The organism is Streptomyces ziwulingensis (genome assembly GCF_039542605.1).
Classification (GTDB): Bacteria; Actinomycetota; Actinomycetes; order Streptomycetales; family Streptomycetaceae; genus Streptomyces; species Streptomyces ziwulingensis.
In genome coordinates, this window is record NZ_BAABIG010000047.1 from 32,045 (window position 1) to 48,847 (window position 16,803).

Genomic DNA, 16,803 nt, shown 5'->3' on the forward strand with positions numbered 1-16,803 from the left:
CCGCGTGACACTGGCTGGGACGTCACCGCAAGCCCACCCGCTGGGACCGTATCCGTCTGTGGACGGTGCAGTGCCGGAGGAGGTGGGTTCTGCGGATCTTCGGATGGTGAGCGGCCACCCCCACAAGGACTAGGGGTGGACACTCCGAGATCCATCAGGAGCCCGCCGCAGTACCCGCTGCGGTGGGCTCCGCCTGCGTCCTACGGTACCCACTAAGCGCTCCGCCCACCACCGACTCCGCGGCACGGACGTCCCCGCGCGCCCCCGTTCACAACCGGTGCGCCGCCCCTGTGGGGGTGGCGCCGCGGGTGTCCAGGAGGAGTTGGGCCTTCACCGAGAGGCCCTGGAGGTCGTAGGTGCGGTGTTGCTGGAGGAGGATCGTCAGGTCGGCGTCGGCGGCGGCCTCGTAGAGGGAGTCGGCGCGGGGGATCGGGCGGTCCAGGATGTTCCAGGACGGGATGTGCGGGTCGTGGTAGCTGACGGCGGCGCCCAGTGAGATCAGCCGGGTCGCCACCTCCTCGGCCGGGGTGGCCCGCTGGTCGGCGAGGTCGGCCTTGTAGGTGACGCCGAGGAGGAGGACGCGGGCGCCGCGGGCGGACTTGCCGTGCTCGTTGAGGAGGGCGGCGGCGCGCTGGACGACGTAACGCGGCATCTGGTCGTTGACCTGCTGGGCCAGTTCGACCAAGCGCAGGCTGCGGGGGGCGTGGCCGGTCAGGTCCTGGGGGACGGAGTGGCCGCCGACGCCGGGGCCGGGGCGGAAGGTCTGGAAGCCGAACGGCTTGGTCTCCGCGCAGCGGATGACGTCCCACAGGTCGACACCGAGGTCGTGGCAGAGCACCGACATCTCGTTGACCAGGGCGATGTTGACGTGCCGGAAGTTGGTCTCCAGGAGTTGTACCGTCTCCGCCTCGCGGGGTCCGCGCGCGCGGACCACCTTGTCGGTGAGGCGGCCGTAGAACGCGGCGGCCGACTCGGTGCAGGCGGAGGTGAGACCTCCGATGACCTTCGGGGTGTTGGCGGGGGTGAAGTCGCGGTTGCCGGGGTCGACGCGGCTCGGGGAGTACGCGAGGTGGAAGTCGCGCCCGGCGCGCAGCCCCGAGCCCTCCTCCAGGAGCGGGCGGAGGAATTCCTCCGTCGTCCCGGGCCGCACCGGTGACTCCAGGATCACCGTGGTGTGCGGGCGCAGGTGCGCGGCGAGGGTGCGGGCGGCGGCCTCGACCTGGCCGAGGTCCGGGCCGCCGTGGCCGGCCGGCGGGGTCGGCGCGCAGATGACCGCGGTGCGGACCCGGCCCAGCTCGGCCGGGCCGGCCGCCGTGCGGAAGCCCCCGGCGAGCATCCGGCGCAGTTCGGCGGGGGTGAGCGAGCCGGGCTCCGGCCCGGTCCGGTAGCCGAGCGTGGAGATGCCGGCCTCGATGGCGGCCTGGGCCAGGGGCAGGCCGTAGGGACCGAGTCCGATGACGGCGAGATCTGCGGGCATGGCGTGGGCCGTCCTTCCCAGTAGCCGCGACGGGACAGGTGCGCGAACCCGGTGGACACGACGGGCGAGCACAACGTCAGACTAGGAGTAAATATGACCGATATGCGGGATTGGTCGGCCGCGTTTCCGTAAGTGTTGGTGGCCGTGTGGGCCGGGTGGGGCGTCGGTGGGGCGGAGGCGGTTGTCCACAGCCTGGGGCGCGTGGTGGGTTGTCCACAGGCTGGGGCTCGTGGTGGCTGAATCCGGGCAAGGCGGTCACAATCTGGTCATGGGGGGTACCAGGAACGACCTGGCTTCGCCCGACGGGTGTGGCCGACGCGACCGACGCGACCGTCCGAGGGACGGTCCGGTGAACGGATCAGCGGGAGGCAGCGGTGAAGACAGCGACACTGGACCCGGCGCAGCGTGCCGAGTCGCTCGCGGCCATGGCCGAGCGAGAACTGGACGTACTGGTCGTCGGCGCGGGCGTGGTGGGCGCGGGCACCGTCCTGGACGCCGTGACCCGCGGCCTGTCCACCGGCCTGGTCGAGGCGCGCGACTGGGCGTCCGGTACCTCCAGCCGCTCCAGCAAACTCATCCACGGCGGCCTGCGCTATCTGGAGATGCTCGACTTCGCGCTGGTGCGGGAGGCGCTGAAGGAACGCGGTCTGCTGCTGGAGCGGCTCGCCCCGCACCTGGTGAAGCCGGTGCCGTTCCTCTACCCGCTGCGGCACAAGGGCTGGGAGCGGCTGTACGCCGGTTCGGGCGTCGCGCTCTACGACGCCATGTCGATGGCCCGCGGCCACGGCCGGGGCCTGCCGACCCACCGGCACCTCACCCGCCGTCACGCCCTGCGGGTCGCCCCCGCACTGAAGAAGGACGCCCTGGTCGGGGCGTTGCAGTACTACGACGCCCAGATGGACGACGCCCGCTTCGTGGCCACCCTCGTCCGCACGGCGGCGGCGTACGGCGCGCCGGTCGCCAACCGCGCGCGGGTGACCGGCTTCCTCCGCGAGGGCGAGCGGGTGGTCGGCGCCCGGGTGCGGGACGTCGAGGGCGGCGGGGAGTACGAGATCCGCGCCAAACAGATCGTCAACGCCACCGGGGTGTGGACCGACGACACGCAGTCCATGGTGGGGGAGCGGGGCCAGTTCCACGTCCGCGCCTCCAAGGGCATCCACCTCGTCGTCCCCAAGGACCGCATCAAGTCCACCACCGGGCTCATCCTGCGCACCGAGAAGTCCGTGCTCTTCGTCATCCCCTGGGGCCGGCACTGGATCGTCGGCACCACCGACACCGACTGGGACCTGGACAAGGCGCACCCGGCCGCGTCCAGCGCGGACATCGACTACCTGCTCGAACATGTGAACTCCGTCCTCGCGACGCCGCTGACCAGGGACGACGTCGAGGGGGTGTACGCGGGGCTGCGGCCGCTGCTGGCCGGGGAGTCGGACGCCACCAGCAAGCTGTCGCGCGAGCACACCGTCGCCCATCCGGTACCGGGGCTGGTCGTGGTGGCGGGCGGGAAGTACACGACGTACCGGGTGATGGCCAAGGACGCGGTGGACGAGGCCGTGCACGGGCTGGACCTGCGGGTCGCCGAATGCGTCACCGAGGACGTGCCGCTGATCGGCGCCGAGGGCTTCCGCGCGCTGTGGAACGGGCGGGGCCGGATCGCCGCCCGCACCGGCCTGCACGTGGTCCGCGTGGAGCACCTGCTGAACCGTTACGGCGCCATGGCCGAGGAGGTCCTCGACCTGATCGCCGCCGACCCCTCGCTGGGCGACCCGCTGCCCACCGCCGACGACTACCTGCGCGCCGAGATCGTGTACGCCGCCTCGCACGAAGGGGCGCGGCACCTGGACGACGTGCTGACCCGGCGCACCCGCATCTCGATCGAGACCTTCGACCGGGGCACCCGGGCCGCCCGCGAGGCCGCCGAGCTGATGGCGCCGGTGCTGGGCTGGGACGAGGACCAGATCGCCCGCGAGGTCGAGCACTACCAGAAGCGGGTCGAGGCCGAGCGGGAGTCGCAGCGCCAGCCCGACGACCTGACGGCGGACGCGGCTCGGCTGGGAGCACCGGACATCGTGCCGCTGTGAGGGCGCCGGACATCATGTCGCGGTGCGGGTTCCCGCGAGGGCGCCGGGTTCGTGTCTCGGTCTCGGTGACGGCTCCGGTCGGTCAACGTTCCCGAAGACACCGTCACTCGAACGGGTGTGCCGGGGCGGGATCTCCGTGCGAGGCCCGGGCGTTCTAAGAGGTGCGAGGACAGAACCCGGCGGCGAGCAGGGCCGACTCGGCGCCGGGGGAAGCGATCGCGTCCGTGTTCATCCGGAAAGTGAGCACCCGTCGGCCGTCCACGGAGGCGGCGGTGCGCACCCTGCTGCCGGGGATGCGTCCGTTGTGTCCCCACACCGGGACGCCGCAGGGCAGCACCAGGGGGAACACGCCCATGCCGTACGCGCCGTGTGCGGCACGGGTGTCCAGCATCTCGCGCAGCCAGTGCGGGGGCAGCAGTTCGCCGCCGAGCAGGGCCGCGTAGAAGCGGTTCAGGTCGGCGAGCGTGGTCACCAGCTCGCCCGCGGCGCCGGCCACCCGCGGGTCGAGCGCGGTGACATCGGTGCCGTCGGCGCCGTAGGCACGGCCGTGCGGTGAGGGCAGCGTTTTGCGGGCACCCGGGAAGGAGGTGCCGGACAGGTGGAGCGGGGCGATCAGCCGCCGCTCGGCCTCGGTGGCGTAGGAGTGACCGGTCGTCCGCTCGACGACCATGCCGAGCAGTACGTAGTTGGTGCTGGAGTAGGAGAAGCGGCCGCGGTCGGCCGGAGGGTGGGTGAGCGCGATGCGCAGGGCTTGAAGAGGCGTCACGGGCACGGTGCCCGAGGTGTCGGCGGAGAAGTCGTACAGGCCACTGGTGTGGGTGAGCAGGGAACGCAGGGTGAGTGCCCGCCCGTCGTTGCCCGCCCCGCGCACCAGGCCGGGCAGATGCTCCTCCACGGTGTCCTCCGGCGACAGACGGTGTTCGGCCGCCAGTTGCAGGACCACGGTCGCGACGAAGGTCTTCGTGACGCTGCCGGCCCGGAAGTGGTCGGAGCGGTCGATGCCCTCGCCGGCGGCGGCGTAGCGGGTGCCGCTCTCCTCCTGGAGGAGCAGTGCCGCGGCGGGCGCCCCGCCCTCGGTGACCAGCCGCGACAGGGCGGCGTCCAGGGCGCGGTGGGCCGGGACGGCCGCGGCGGCCGGAGGCAGCGCGAGGAGGATCAGGATCAGGGCGAGGACAGGTGGGGTCCGAAGCGTCGGCAATCACGGCTCCTCGTCGGTCGCCCCATCATCCCTGGTTCCCCAGCGGCCGGTTCACCGGGCCCGCGGGTGCGCGGACACCCCCGGGGGGTGCCGTCGGACGCACCCTGGGCGTCGAGCACTTGTCGGGTGAGGGACAATGAAGGCTCTGTCAGGGCGGGTTGCATGAGGGGACGCATGTCGGAGGCGGAGCGGGCGGGGACATCCCGTCAGGACAAGAGCGCACGTCTCCTCGCCGGGCGTTACCGGCTGGGAGATGTGCTCGGCCGCGGTGGCATGGGGACGGTGTGGCGCGCCGAGGACGAGACCCTGGGACGCACGGTCGCCGTCAAGGAGCTGCGGTTCCCCACCAACATCGACGAGGAGGAGAAGCGGCGCCTGATCACGCGCACGCTGCGTGAGGCCAAGGCCATCGCGCGGATCCGCGACAACAGCGCCGTGACGGTCTACGACGTCGTCGAGGAGGACGACCGGCCGTGGATCGTGATGGAACTCGTCGAGGGCAAGTCGCTCGCCGAGGTGATCCGCGAGGACGGTCTGCTGAAGCCCCGGCGGGCGGCCGAGGTCGGTCTCGCCGTGCTGGACGTGCTGCGCTCCGCGCACCGCGAGGGCATCCTGCACCGTGACGTGAAGCCGTCGAACGTACTGATCTCCGAGGACGGCCGGGTCGTGCTAACGGACTTCGGCATCGCCCAGATCGAGGGCGACCCGTCCGTCACCTCCACCGGCATGCTGGTCGGCGCGCCCTCCTACATCTCCCCCGAGCGGGCCCGCGGCCACAAGCCGGGACCGGCGGCCGACCTCTGGTCGCTGGGCGGACTGCTGTACGCGGCGGTCGAGGGGACCCCGCCCTACGACCGGGGTTCGGCGATCGCCACCCTCACGGCGGTGATGACCGAGCCGCTGGAGGAGCCGAAGAACGCCGGACCGCTGCGGGACGTCATCCACGGCCTGCTCGACAAGGACCCCGACAAGAGGCTCGACAACGCGGCCGCCCGCGCGATGCTCCTCCGCATCGTCCGCGCGCCCGAGGGCACGGCGGCCCAGCCCGAGCCGATGGACGCCACCAAGGTCGTACCGCTGCCCGCCCAGCCGGAGAAGCGAGCGGGCCGGGGCGGGGCGGCGGGCTCCGGGGGCAGACGCGGCGAGGACGCCGGGGACCGGCTGCGCGGCGCGCTGCGCTCCGTGCGCAAGGCCGCCGCCCCGGGCGCCGCGGCCGGTGCCGCCGCCGGGTCCCGGGCGGACTCCGGCGACGGTACGGCGGCGGCCGGGTCCGCGCGGACCGCGTCGGCGTCCTCCGGTTCCGGCCGGGCCGGTTCCCGCGAGGCCGGTGCCGGGGTGGCGGCGCACGCCTCGGGGAGCGGCAACGCCTCCTCGGGAGCCGGGCGTTCCGGCTGGCCCGTGGTGCCGCCGCCGGACCTGCCGGCCAGGTCCGCGCCGCGCGCCTCGCTCACCGACGTGGTGCCGCGGCGCACGCTGGTGATCATCGCCGTGGTCGTGGTGCTCGCCGTGCTCGGCACCGTGCTGGCCCTCGTGCTCGGCGGCGACGACGGCACGAAGGACGCGAACGGCGGCGGGGCCGCGGCCACCGCCACCGCGAGCGACACGGCGAAGCAGGAGGAGAGCAGCGGGACCCGTCCGGACGGGTCCGCCTCGGCCTCCGCCTCCGCCAGTGGCACGCCGTCGTCCGGCGCGAGCGCCTCCGCCGGGGCCGGCGCGGGCGGTTCCGCCGACGACTCCGAGGGGTCCGGGGAAGAGGACGAGTCGGAGGACGAGGGGGGTTCCGGGAAGGCCGGGGCGGCCTCGACGCACGAAGGCGACCAGGGGTACGACATAGGACTGCCCGCGGGCTGGAAGTACCAGTCCACGGGCGCCGCGGGGGACCGGTTCACCGGTCCCGACGGGCAGAAACTGCTCATCGCCTGGACCTCCACGCCCAAGGGCGACCCGGTGGCGGACTGGAAGAACCAGGAGCGGTACATGGTCCGCTCCCAGTACCAGAAGATCCGCATAGAGAAGGTCGGCTACCGGGGCTGGAACGCGGCCGACTGGGAATTCACCTACGTGGACGGCGGTACCAAATACCGCACGATCGACCGAGGATTCGTCGTCGACGAGGATCAGGGTTACGCCCTGATGTACACCGCCAAGGCCGCGGACTGGGGCAGTGACCAGCGCCGGGAGACCTGGCAGACGCTGACGAAGAGCTTCGAGCCGGAGCCGTAGATCCGGTCGCCGTCCGGCCCGTGCGGGTTTGGCGGTGCCGATATCTGGCGACACCTCTTTGCGGGTTGCCTCCGGCACGTATCGTGAGTGCTCGCGGACCGTGAGCGGAACGGGACGCGAGGCGAACGGAATTGACAGACCGGGCGGCCGGGGGTGGCGACGTGGACGACTACGCGGGGCGGGTACTCGCCGACCGCTACCGCCTGCCGCTGCCGCCGTCCGACGAGTACGAACTGACCGAGACCAGGGCCTTCGACACCTACAGCGGGCAGGAAGTACTGGTCCGGCAGGTGCCGTTGCCGGAGGTCGTCGAGGCGGAGGTGCTCGACGCGGAGGGTCTGCCCGACGGGTTCACGGCGCGTGACGGCGCCCCGCGCCGGCCCGTCCAGCGGTCCGCGCAGGCCCGCGCGACCACCCGGCGGCCGGCCGATCCGGCGGTGCGGCGGGCCGTCGAGGCGGCCCAGGCCGCGGCGAGCATCCCCGACCACCCCCGGCTGGACCAGGTCTTCGACGTGTTCGCCGAGGACGGTTCGCTCTGGGTCGTCAGCGAACTCGTGCCCTCCCGGCCACTGGCGGCGCTCCTGGCCGAACAGCCGCTCTCCCCGTACCGGGCGGCCGAGATCGCCTCCGACGTCCTGATGGCCCTGCGGGTGCTGCACGCCCACGGCTGGGTGCACCGGAACATCACCGCGCGCACGGTGCTCGTCTGCGACGACGGCCGGGTGATGCTGACCGGGCTGGCGGTCGGCGCGGCGGAGGAGGCGCTGTGCGGGTACGACCCCGTGCCGCCGCCCGACGAGGAGGACGGCGGGGCCGCGGGCCGGCGGAGCGGCGGCTCCGGGACCCGGCACGCCATAGGGCCCGGCCACACCCCTGGTGACACCCCGGACCACACCCCCGGCCACGACCCTGGTCACACCCGTGGTCACCTCCCCGAGCAGGCTCCTGGTCACGCCTCCGGTCCCGCCTCGCTGGAGAAGACCGCGCGGCCCGGCGGCGGTGGCACTGCCGGTGCCGGAGCCGGTGGCGGTGGCGGTGCCGGTGGACTCGGCGGGCCGGTCGATCCCGAGGCCGCCCGGCGGGCCGCCATCCAGGCGCGGGCGGCCGGGCCGCTGCCGGTGCCGGGCGGCGAGAGGGGCGGCGAGCCGTCCACCGGAGCCGGCCCGCGCGCGATAGAGGGCGGCGGTGACATCCGGGCGGCCCGGGCCGGGGCGATCGCCGCCTACCAGGCCGGTGCCCGCGCCGCCGCCCGCATACAGGAGGCGCAGACCGGCCGGGCGGCGCTGCCCGGCGCCCGTTCCGCCGCGGACGACAACGCCCTGCCGCCCGCGGGCGGTTCGACGCAGCCGCCGTACCCGGGCGGGCCCGGCGCGCCGGTGGCCCCCGGCGGCACCCCGCCCGGTCAGATCGCCGACCCCTACGGCGTGCGTACGACCTCCTGGCACACCGCGGCACCCCGCCCCACCACAGGCGAACCGGCCGGCCCGTCCGGCGGCCCCGCGCTGTCCCCCGCGCGCAGCGGGCCCGCGCCCGCCGGCAACGGCGTACCGGCTGCGAGTCGCTGGGACGACCTGGTCGCCGGCGCCCCCGTGCGCCGGGGGCCGTCCACCGCGCTGGCCGCCGAGCGGGCGCGGCAGGCGAGGATGGCGGTGGTCGGGCCGGTGACCGAGCGCTGGGCCCCGGAACAGGCCGGTCCGGTGCACGAGAACTGGCAGCTCGCGCCGCCCATCGGGCCCGCCACCGACCTGTGGGCACTGGGCGCCCTGCTCTTCCGTGCCGTCCAGGGCCATGCGCCGTATCCGGAGGAGTCCACCGCCGAGCTGGTGCAGATGGTCTGCGCGGAGCCGCCGGCCTTCGCCGAGGAGTGCGGACCGCTCCGGCCGGTCGTGGAGTCGCTGCTGCGGCAGGACCCCATCGATCGGCTCGACTTCGAGGACCTGCGCGGCTGGCTGCGCTCCCTGGTGCGCTCGGCGCCCGAGCCGGACGCGGGACTGCACGTGATCGCCGTACCGCCCGTCGAGTCGGGTCAGCTACCGGTGGTGCGCCGCCGGGGCGAGCTGGTGCGCAGGCGGCGCGGGCTGCCCGCGCACCACGGGCGGCACAAGCGGGCCAAGCGCGAGGGGGGTTCGCCGCGCCGGCTCGGGCGCAATCTGGTCCTGCTGATACTGCTGGGCATGGCCGGGCTGATCGCGTACGCCATGTTCTTCATGCCCAAGGCCGACGAGACCAGCGGCGCCGACACCCCCGACCGGACGGGCGCGGTCGGCGACGCGAGCCAGGCGCCGCCGGCCCGTTCGCAGGACCCCGGGAACTCCGGCGACGACCCCCGCCCCGACGGGTCCGCGCCGGAGCAGGGGGCGAGCCCCTCGCGGTCGGCGGGCTCCACCGAGCCGCAGACCACCGAGCCCGGCGCCGCCGACGGCTTCACCCTGCACAAGGACGCGGAGGGCTTCCGGATAGCGGTCGCCGAGGGCTGGAACCGCACCGCCCTCAACGGCCGCGGCCAGGTCGTCTACGCCAAGGGCGACTTCGAACTGCTCGTCGTGCCCGGCCGGGACGCCACCGGCGACTTCGGCGGCGACCCGATGACGTACCAGCGGGACAAGGAACCCGAGCTGCAGCCGTACCGCGACTCCAGTTGGGCCACCTCGGCCGGGCTGAAGTCCATAGAGGTCGGCGGCCGTTCGATGGCGGAGGGCCAGTTCACCTGGACCGGCGACGACGGCGGTGAGCTGTACGTACGCAACCTCGCGATCCTGCTCGACGGGCGCTATCACGTCGTACAGGTCCGCGGCCCGGAGGCGGAGCGGGACGAGGTGACGCGGCTCTACGAGCAGGCGTCGGCGACCTACCGGTACACGGGCTGAACGGCCCGCCGGGGCGACGGTCCCGGCGTGCTCGACGGGACGCCCGGCGGGGCCCGTTGGTTGTCCCGCGGACGAGAAAGCGACAACCCTCACAGAGCGGTCTCGTCGGCCCCCCACCGGTTCCCTGGAGGCGTCCCGGTCCCTACGCTGACCCTGTCAAGAGCATTGCGGGGCAACGTGAATCAGATGCAGGGCCAGCTCCTCGCGGGCCGCTACCGGCTCGGCGACGCCATCGGCAGCGGTGGCATGGGCCGGGTGTGGCGCGCCCATGACGAGGTGCTGCACCGGTCCGTCGCCATCAAGGAACTGACCGCCGCGCTCTACGTCTCCGAGGCCGACCGTTCCGTACTGCTGGCGCGGACCCGGGGCGAGGCGCGCGCGGCCGCGCGGATCAACCACTCCGCCGTCGTCACCGTGCACGACGTGCTGGAGCACGACGGCCGGCCCTGGATCGTGATGGAGCTGGTCGAGGGCCGCTCGCTGGCCGACGCGGTCAAGGAGGACGAACGCGTCGAGCCCCGGGAGGCGGCGCGGATCGGCCTGTGGGTGCTGCGCGCCCTGGGTGCCGCGCACGGCGCCGGTGTGCTGCACCGCGACGTCAAACCCGGCAACGTCCTCCTCGCCCGGGACGGGCGGGTCCTGCTCACCGACTTCGGCATCGCCCAGATCGAGGGCGACTCCACCATCACGCGGACCGGTGAGGTCGTCGGCTCGGTCGACTACCTGGCGCCCGAGCGGGTGCGCGGGCACGACCCCGGTGCCTCCTCCGACCTGTGGGCGCTCGGCGCGACGCTGTACACGGCGGTCGAGGGCGTCTCGCCGTTCCGCCGCACCTCGCCGCTCTCCACGATGCAGGCGGTCGTCGAGGAGGAGGCCGCGGAGCCGCGGTACGCCGGTCCGCTCGCCCCCGTGATCAGCGCCCTGCTGCGCAAGGATCCGGCCGCCCGGCCCACCGCCGCCGCGGCCGAGCAGATGCTCGCGGAGGCGGCGGAGGGCCGCCGGCCCGACTCGGCGCAGGCGTACGTGCCGACGCGGTCCGAGGGTGCCGGGGCGGACGGCGGTCCGGGCGCCCACCCGGGCGCGGGCGGATACGCGCCGGTGACCGGACCGACGACGACGGGCACGCCCTCCGGCCCCGCCCACCCTTCTGGCCCCGCCCACCCCTCCGGCCCCGCCCATCCCTCCGGCCTCAGCTATCCCTCCGGCCTCAGCTATCCCTCCGGCCCCAGCTATACCTCCGGCCCCAGCTACCCCAGCGGTCAGACCCACTCCTACGGCCCCACCGGTCACACCCTCGCCGCCGCCACCGCCACCGCCACCGCTCCCGACCCCCGCCGGCGCCGCCGTCTGCTCACCCTCGCGCTGGTCGTCGTGGTCGCCGCCGTGGTCGGGACGGGCACCGCCGTACTGCTCCAGCAGACCGACGACGGCGGGCGGACGGAGCAGAGCGCCGACCTGTCCAGCCCCGGCCCCACCTCCTCGGCCTCGGCCTCCGCCTCCGGTTCGCCGTCGGGTTCGGCGGACGCGGACCCCGGCGGTTCCGTCCCGGCCGACTGGGTGCGCCGGGACGACCCGTTCGGTTTCAGCCTCTACCTGCCCGAGGACTGGGAGCGCAAGGAGTTCGGCGTGGACGGCGACCTCAGGCAGGTCGACTACTCACCCGACGACGGCGACCACTTCATCCGTATCGCCGTCGACACCTCGCCCGACTACAGCGACCCGTACGCGCACCAGCTCGACCTGGAGGCGCAGCTCCAGCGGCTGGTCGCCTACCAGCGCGTGAAGCTGGAGCGCAACGTCTACCGGGACCGCCCCAGCGCTCGTTGGGAGTACACCTGGACGGCCCTGGCGAAGGACACGTCCTTCCCCGGGCCGCGCCGGGCCGTCGAGGAGACGTACATGTCCCGGGACGGCACCGAGTACGCCCTCTACATGTCCGCCGCCGCCGAGGACTGGGCCGTCACGGACGAGCGGTTCAAGGCGGTGCTGCGGAGCTGGCAGGAGAAGTCCGGCTGATCCGCGCCCCCTCGGGCGCCCGGCGCACGTCGGTTGTCGGCCACCTGCGGTCGCGCGCCCCCGGAGTGAGCGCGTCCGTTGCGGCATGATGGGGCGCATGGTGACCGAGGGGGCGGGCGGGCGTGTCATCGCGGGCCGGTACCTGCTCCTCTCGCGGCTCGGGCGCGGGGGCATGGGCGTCGTGTGGCGCGCCGCCGACGAACTGCTCGGCCGGGAGGTCGCCGTCAAGGAACTCCCCCTGGACTACAGCCTCTCCGCCGCCGAGGCCCGGCGTCGGCGCGAACGCATCCTGCGCGAGGCCCGCGCGGTGGCCGGGCTCAGCCACCCGAACATCATCGTCGTGCACGACGTGGTCGAGCACGACGAACGGCCCTACATGGTCATGGAGCTGGTGGACGGCGGCTCGCTCGCCGACCACGTCGCCCGGCACGGTCCCGTCGACGCCGCCGCGGCCGCCCGGATCGGCGTCGCCCTGCTCGGCGCGTTGCGCACCGCCCACGAGGCCGGGGTCCTGCACCGGGACGTGAAGCCGTCCAACGTCCTGGTCGCCGGGGACGGCCGGGTCGTGCTCACCGACTTCGGCGTCGCCCAGGTCGCCGGTGCCACCACGCTGACCGACTCCCATTCCTTCGTCGGGTCGCCGGAGTACACCGCCCCGGAGCGGATGTCCGGTGAGGGGACCGGGCCGGAGTCCGACCTGTGGTCGCTGGGCGCGCTGCTGTGCGCCGTGCTCAGCGGCAGGTCCCCGTTCCGCCGGGACTCGCTGGGCGGCATCCTGCACGCCGTCGTCTCCGCCGAGATCAGGCCGCCCGCACAGGCCGGGCCGATCCTTCCGGTCGTGGCGGGCCTGCTGGAGCGCGATCCGCTGCGGCGGCTGGACGCGGCCGAGGCGGAGCGGATGCTCCGCGCCTTTCTGGCCACCGGCCGCACCCCCGGGGCGCCGGGCGGCGCGGGCCCGGCCGGTGGCCGCCGCGCCAAGCGGAGCGTCCTGACGGCGGCGCTGCTGGCCGCGGCGACGGCGGGCGCGGGCGTCTCCGCGGTCGCGCTCCTCATCGACCACGGCGGCGACGGGGGCGGGGCACCCACGAGTACGCCGAGCCCGCCCCCCGCGCCCCCTGCCCCGACTGCGTCCGGCACGTCCGGCACGTCCGGCACGTCCAGCGCGTCCGGTACGCCCGCGAGCCCGGCCCCGGGGCCGGCGACGACCACGCCCCGCCTCCCCGTCGAGACGGTCACCGTGACCCGCGCCCCCACGTCCCCGCCCGCCTCCCCGACCGTGCGGCCCTCGCCCACGCCGTTCCCGTGAACGCACGTCCGGGCCGGTCCTGCTCACCCCCGCCTCCCGTATCCGAAGCGGATATGAGGACAGATGAGCACAGATGAGCGGAGATGGGCGGCGGTGCGCGTCACGGGTCTGTGACCGCGCCGCCCGGGCGCTGGATACGGGTGTGCCGGGCGCGATAGGGATGGACCCATGAGCAGCAACGGGGGAGCCCCACGGCGGGCCGACGAGCCGACGAGTTTTGGTCTGCGACCGCCCAGCCCGCGCGCCGCCGTGCCGTATCCCGGCAACCCGTACGCGACACCCGCCCAGGTGGTGCCGGAGCCCTCCCCGGCCGTCGAGCAGGGCGCCGGACGGCTGGTGGCCGGCCGGTACCGGCTGATCGCCAAGCTGGGGCACGGCGGCATGGGCACGGTGTGGCGCGCCCGGGACGAGACGGTGGACCGCGAGGTCGCGGTCAAGGAACCGCGGCTCCCGGACCATCTGCCCGAACGTGAACGGGACACCGTCTTCGAGCGGATGCGCCGCGAGGCGCGCGCCGCGGCCCGCCTCGACCACCCGGCGGTGGTCGACGTGTACGACGTCGCGGTGGTGGACGGCCGGCCGTGGATCGTGATGGAGCTGGTGCGCGGCCGCTCGCTGGGCGACGCGCTGCAGGAGGGCACGCTGGGCGTGCGCGAGGCGGCCCGGATCGGCCGGGAGGTGCTCGGCGCGCTGGAGGCCGCGCACGCCGCAGGTGTCCTGCACCGGGACGTGAAACCGGACAACGTGCTGCTCGGCCGGTACGACCGGGTGGTCCTCACCGACTTCGGCATCGCCCGGATCGAGGGCGAGACCGATCTGACCGACACCGGCGGCTTCGTCGGTTCGCCGGAGTTCATCGCCCCGGAACGGGTGCTGGGCCGGCGTCCCGGCCCGGAGAGCGACCTGTGGTCGCTGGGTGTGGTGCTGTACGCGGCGACGGAGGGCGTCTCGCCGTTCCGCCGCGGCAACACCGCCGCCACCCTCCAGTCCGTCCTCAACTCCACGCCCGCGCCGCCCGCCGCCGGGGGACCGCTGGGCGAGGCCATCACCGGTCTGCTGCACAAGGACCCGGCACACCGTCCGGACGCCGCGCGGGTACGCGCCCTGCTGGACGCCGCCGCCGAACCGCCCGCGCCGACGCCGCCCGCTTGGGCCGCCGTCGGGGACTCCGTCGGGGACGCGGGCCCGGCCGGCCGCCGGGTCCGGTTCGGCCGCGCGGCCCGGGCGGCCCTCGCCGCGGCGGTCGCCGCCGCGGCGGTGGCGGCGTACCTGGTGCTCGCCGATCCGTTCGCGGGGCCGCTGCCGCAGGGGTGGGAGAAGCACCGCGAGAAGAACCTCGCCGCCACCGTCGCGGCACCGCCGGGTTACCAGCGGACCGTCTCCACCGAGGCCGACGAGCACTGGGTCGGGTACGCCGACCCCAGCGGCGCCGTCTGGCTCCGCCTGGCCCTGTCCAGGAAGGCCGAGGACGAACTGCACCACATCGCGGGCTCCGCCGCCGCCGAGATGTACGACGACGACGGCGAGTTCAAGACGAGCGGCGACTACGACCTCTCCATGCCCGAGACGGTACGGACCGACCCGGAGCAGACCGAGTACCGGGGGCGGAAGGCGGCCGAGAACACGCTCGTCTACACCACCACCGACACGCAGAACCCGTTGCCGCGCGAGGTGCGGATCTTCTACTTCAGGACCGCGGGCGGAGACCTGTACGAGCTGACCGCCGGCTATCCCGGCAAGGGGGACTTCACCGCCCGCGGCCGCGAGGTGGCGAGGACGGCCATCGACAACCTGGACCTCGACGCGCTGTGAGCGGAAAAGAACCGAGCGGACCGCACCGCCCGCCCGGCCGTGCGCAACCGCCCTGATCAGGGCATTCGTTGCCAGCGATCACTGGCACTGTGTGAGCACTCCGTGAAACCCCGTTACCGACGGGTACACAAAGCGGCCGCCCGCGTCATACGCTGCCGCCCATGACGGACGCGCAGGCACCGGAAATCACCGGCACGGACCAGACCGGCACCAACCCCCTCGCCCCCGCGCCCGGGGGCGCCCGCACCGCCGCCGACGTGGTCACCCCCGAGCTGATCGCCCAGCTCACCAAGGGTGTCGTCGGCTCCGGGCGGACGGTCAACCACACGCCGTTCACCGGCGAGAAGCTGGCCGACCTGCCCGAGTCCACGCCCGCGGACGTGGCCGAGGCGTTCACGCTGGCCCGCGCCGCCCAGCGGGTGTGGGCGCGGACCCCGGTCCGGCGGCGCGCGGCCGTCCTGCTGCGCTTCCACGACCTGCTCCTCGAACGCCAGGCCGAGGTCCTCGACCTCATCCAACTGGAGACCGGCAAGGCCCGCCTGCACGCCCACGAGGAGGTCCAGGCCGTCGCCGTCGCCGCCCGCCACTACGGCCACCGCGCCGCCGCCTACCTCGGGCCGAGGCGGCACGCCGGCGCCGTACCGGGGCTGACGAAGGTCACCGAGCTGCGCCACCCCAGGGGCGTCATAGGCCAGATAGTGCCCTGGAACTATCCCCTGGAGCTGTCGGCCGGCGACGCGCTGCCCGCCCTGGTCGCGGGCAACGCGGTGGTGATGAAGCCCGACACCGAGTCCTGTCTGACCGCGCTGTGGGCCCGGGACCTGCTGATCGAGGCCGGGCTGCCCGCCGACGTCCTCCAGGCCGTGATCGGGCCCGGACCCGTCGTCGGACCCGAGGTGGTCGGGCACGGCGACTACGTCTCCTTCACCGGCTCCACCCGCACCGGCCGCGAGGTCGCCCGGAGCGCCGCCGGCCGCCTGGTCGGCGTCTCCCTCGAACTCGGCGGCAAGAACGCCATGCTGGTGCTGGAGGACGCGGACGTCGAGAAGGCCGCCGCCGGCGCGGTCCGCGCCTGCTTCTCCTCGGCCGGCCAGCTCTGCGTCTCCATCGAGCGGCTGCTCGTGCACGAGTCGGTCGCCGACGCCTTCCTGGAGCGGTTCGCGGCCCGCACCCGGGCGATGCGGCTGGGCAGCGCCCTCGCCTACGGCGCCGACATGGGCTCGCTGGCCGGCCGGCAGCAACTGGAGGCCGTGCGGCGGCACGTCGAGGACGCCGTCGCGCACGGCGCGCGGATCGTCGCCGGCGGGACCGCCCGCCCCGACATCGGCCCCTACTTCTACGAGCCGACCATCCTCGACGGCGTCACGGACGCCATGAGCGTGTGCGACGAGGAGACCTTCGGCCCGGTCGTCTCCGTGTACCGCTTCCGGACCGACGACGAGGCCGTCGAACGCGCCAACGCCACGCCGTACGGCCTCAACTCCTCGGTGTGGACCAAGGACGCCCGCCGCGCCCGCGCGGTCGCCGCCAGGCTGCGGACCGGCACCGTCAACGTCAACGAGGGGTACGCCTCGGCGTACGGCAGCGTCCAGGCGCCGATGGGCGGCATGAAGGAGTCCGGCCTCGGCCGCCGGCACGGCGCCGACGGCATCCTCAAGTACACCGAGGCCCAGACCGTCGCCCAGCAGCGGCTGCTGCCGATGGCCCCGGTGCTCGGCATGGACGACGAGAGGTACGCGGCGTTCATGAGCCGCAGCCTGCGCCTGATGAAGGCGTTCCGCTTCCGCTAGCCCCCCGGCCACCCCCCCCCGCAGGCCCCATCC

9 protein-coding genes are annotated in these 16,803 nt (G+C 74.3%); 7 read left to right on the plus strand and 2 right to left on the minus strand.

All coding sequences use genetic code 11. The features are described 5' to 3' along the window. Positions 1-268: 268 nt before the first annotated feature. Positions 269-1,477, minus strand: coding sequence for a nucleotide sugar dehydrogenase (locus ABEB00_RS22555; protein WP_345621851.1), 1,209 nt, complete (start codon positions 1,475-1,477; stop codon positions 269-271). A gap of 374 nt (positions 1,478-1,851) precedes the next feature. Here ABEB00_RS22555 and ABEB00_RS22560 point away from each other — a divergent pair, with 374 nt between their 5' ends. Beyond that, entirely contained in the window at positions 1,852-3,558 is a 1,707-nt protein-coding gene (locus ABEB00_RS22560) for a glycerol-3-phosphate dehydrogenase/oxidase (protein ID WP_345621852.1), read from the plus strand. 154 nt (positions 3,559-3,712) lie between these two features. Here ABEB00_RS22560 and ABEB00_RS22565 read toward each other — a convergent pair whose 3' ends face one another. Beyond that, entirely contained in the window at positions 3,713-4,756 is a 1,044-nt protein-coding gene (locus ABEB00_RS22565; RefSeq protein WP_345621853.1) for a serine hydrolase domain-containing protein, read from the minus strand. Positions 4,757-4,930: 174 nt separating this feature from the next. Here ABEB00_RS22565 and ABEB00_RS22570 point away from each other — a divergent pair, with 174 nt between their 5' ends. The 6 genes from ABEB00_RS22570 to ABEB00_RS22595 all read left to right on the plus strand — a co-directional run bounded on the left by ABEB00_RS22570 (position 4,931) and on the right by ABEB00_RS22595 (position 16,770). Continuing rightward, positions 4,931-6,979 carry a serine/threonine-protein kinase gene (locus ABEB00_RS22570; RefSeq protein ID WP_345621854.1) on the plus strand — a complete coding sequence of 683 codons (2,049 nt, stop codon included), beginning with the start codon at positions 4,931-4,933 and terminating at the stop codon, positions 6,977-6,979. Positions 6,980-7,140: 161 nt separating this feature from the next. Next, positions 7,141-9,846 (plus strand): protein kinase, encoded by a 2,706-nt coding sequence (locus ABEB00_RS22575; RefSeq protein ID WP_345621855.1) that lies wholly within the window; start codon positions 7,141-7,143, stop codon positions 9,844-9,846. A 186-nt stretch (positions 9,847-10,032) separates the two neighbouring features. Further along, positions 10,033-11,862 (plus strand): serine/threonine-protein kinase, encoded by a 1,830-nt coding sequence (locus ABEB00_RS22580; RefSeq protein WP_345621856.1) that lies wholly within the window; start codon positions 10,033-10,035, stop codon positions 11,860-11,862. 97 nt (positions 11,863-11,959) lie between these two features. After that, positions 11,960-13,168 (plus strand): serine/threonine-protein kinase, encoded by a 1,209-nt coding sequence (locus ABEB00_RS22585; RefSeq protein WP_425586551.1) that lies wholly within the window; start codon positions 11,960-11,962, stop codon positions 13,166-13,168. A gap of 168 nt (positions 13,169-13,336) precedes the next feature. Beyond that, on the plus strand, positions 13,337-14,980 hold the full coding sequence (locus tag ABEB00_RS22590) for a serine/threonine-protein kinase (RefSeq protein WP_345621857.1): 1,644 nt from the start codon (positions 13,337-13,339) through the stop codon (positions 14,978-14,980). A 161-nt stretch (positions 14,981-15,141) separates the two neighbouring features. After that, positions 15,142-16,770: a succinic semialdehyde dehydrogenase gene (locus tag ABEB00_RS22595; protein ID WP_345621858.1), complete on the plus strand. Its 1,629-nt coding sequence runs from the start codon at positions 15,142-15,144 to the stop codon at positions 16,768-16,770. Positions 16,771-16,803: the final 33 nt, after the last annotated feature.

Excerpts from the sequence above, each read along its gene's own strand:
- ABEB00_RS22555 (WP_345621851.1), bottom strand. The coding sequence starts at position 1,477 with ATGCCCGCAGATCTCGCCGTCATCGGACTCGGTCCCTACGGCCTGCCC.
- ABEB00_RS22570 (WP_345621854.1), top strand. The coding sequence starts at position 4,931 with ATGTCGGAGGCGGAGCGGGCGGGGACATCCCGTCAGGACAAGAGCGCA.
- ABEB00_RS22580 (WP_345621856.1), top strand. The coding sequence starts at position 10,033 with ATGCAGGGCCAGCTCCTCGCGGGCCGCTACCGGCTCGGCGACGCCATC.
- ABEB00_RS22585 (WP_425586551.1), top strand. The coding sequence starts at position 11,960 with ATGGTGACCGAGGGGGCGGGCGGGCGTGTCATCGCGGGCCGGTACCTG.
- ABEB00_RS22590 (WP_345621857.1), top strand. The coding sequence starts at position 13,337 with ATGAGCAGCAACGGGGGAGCCCCACGGCGGGCCGACGAGCCGACGAGT.
- ABEB00_RS22595 (WP_345621858.1), top strand. The coding sequence starts at position 15,142 with ATGACGGACGCGCAGGCACCGGAAATCACCGGCACGGACCAGACCGGC.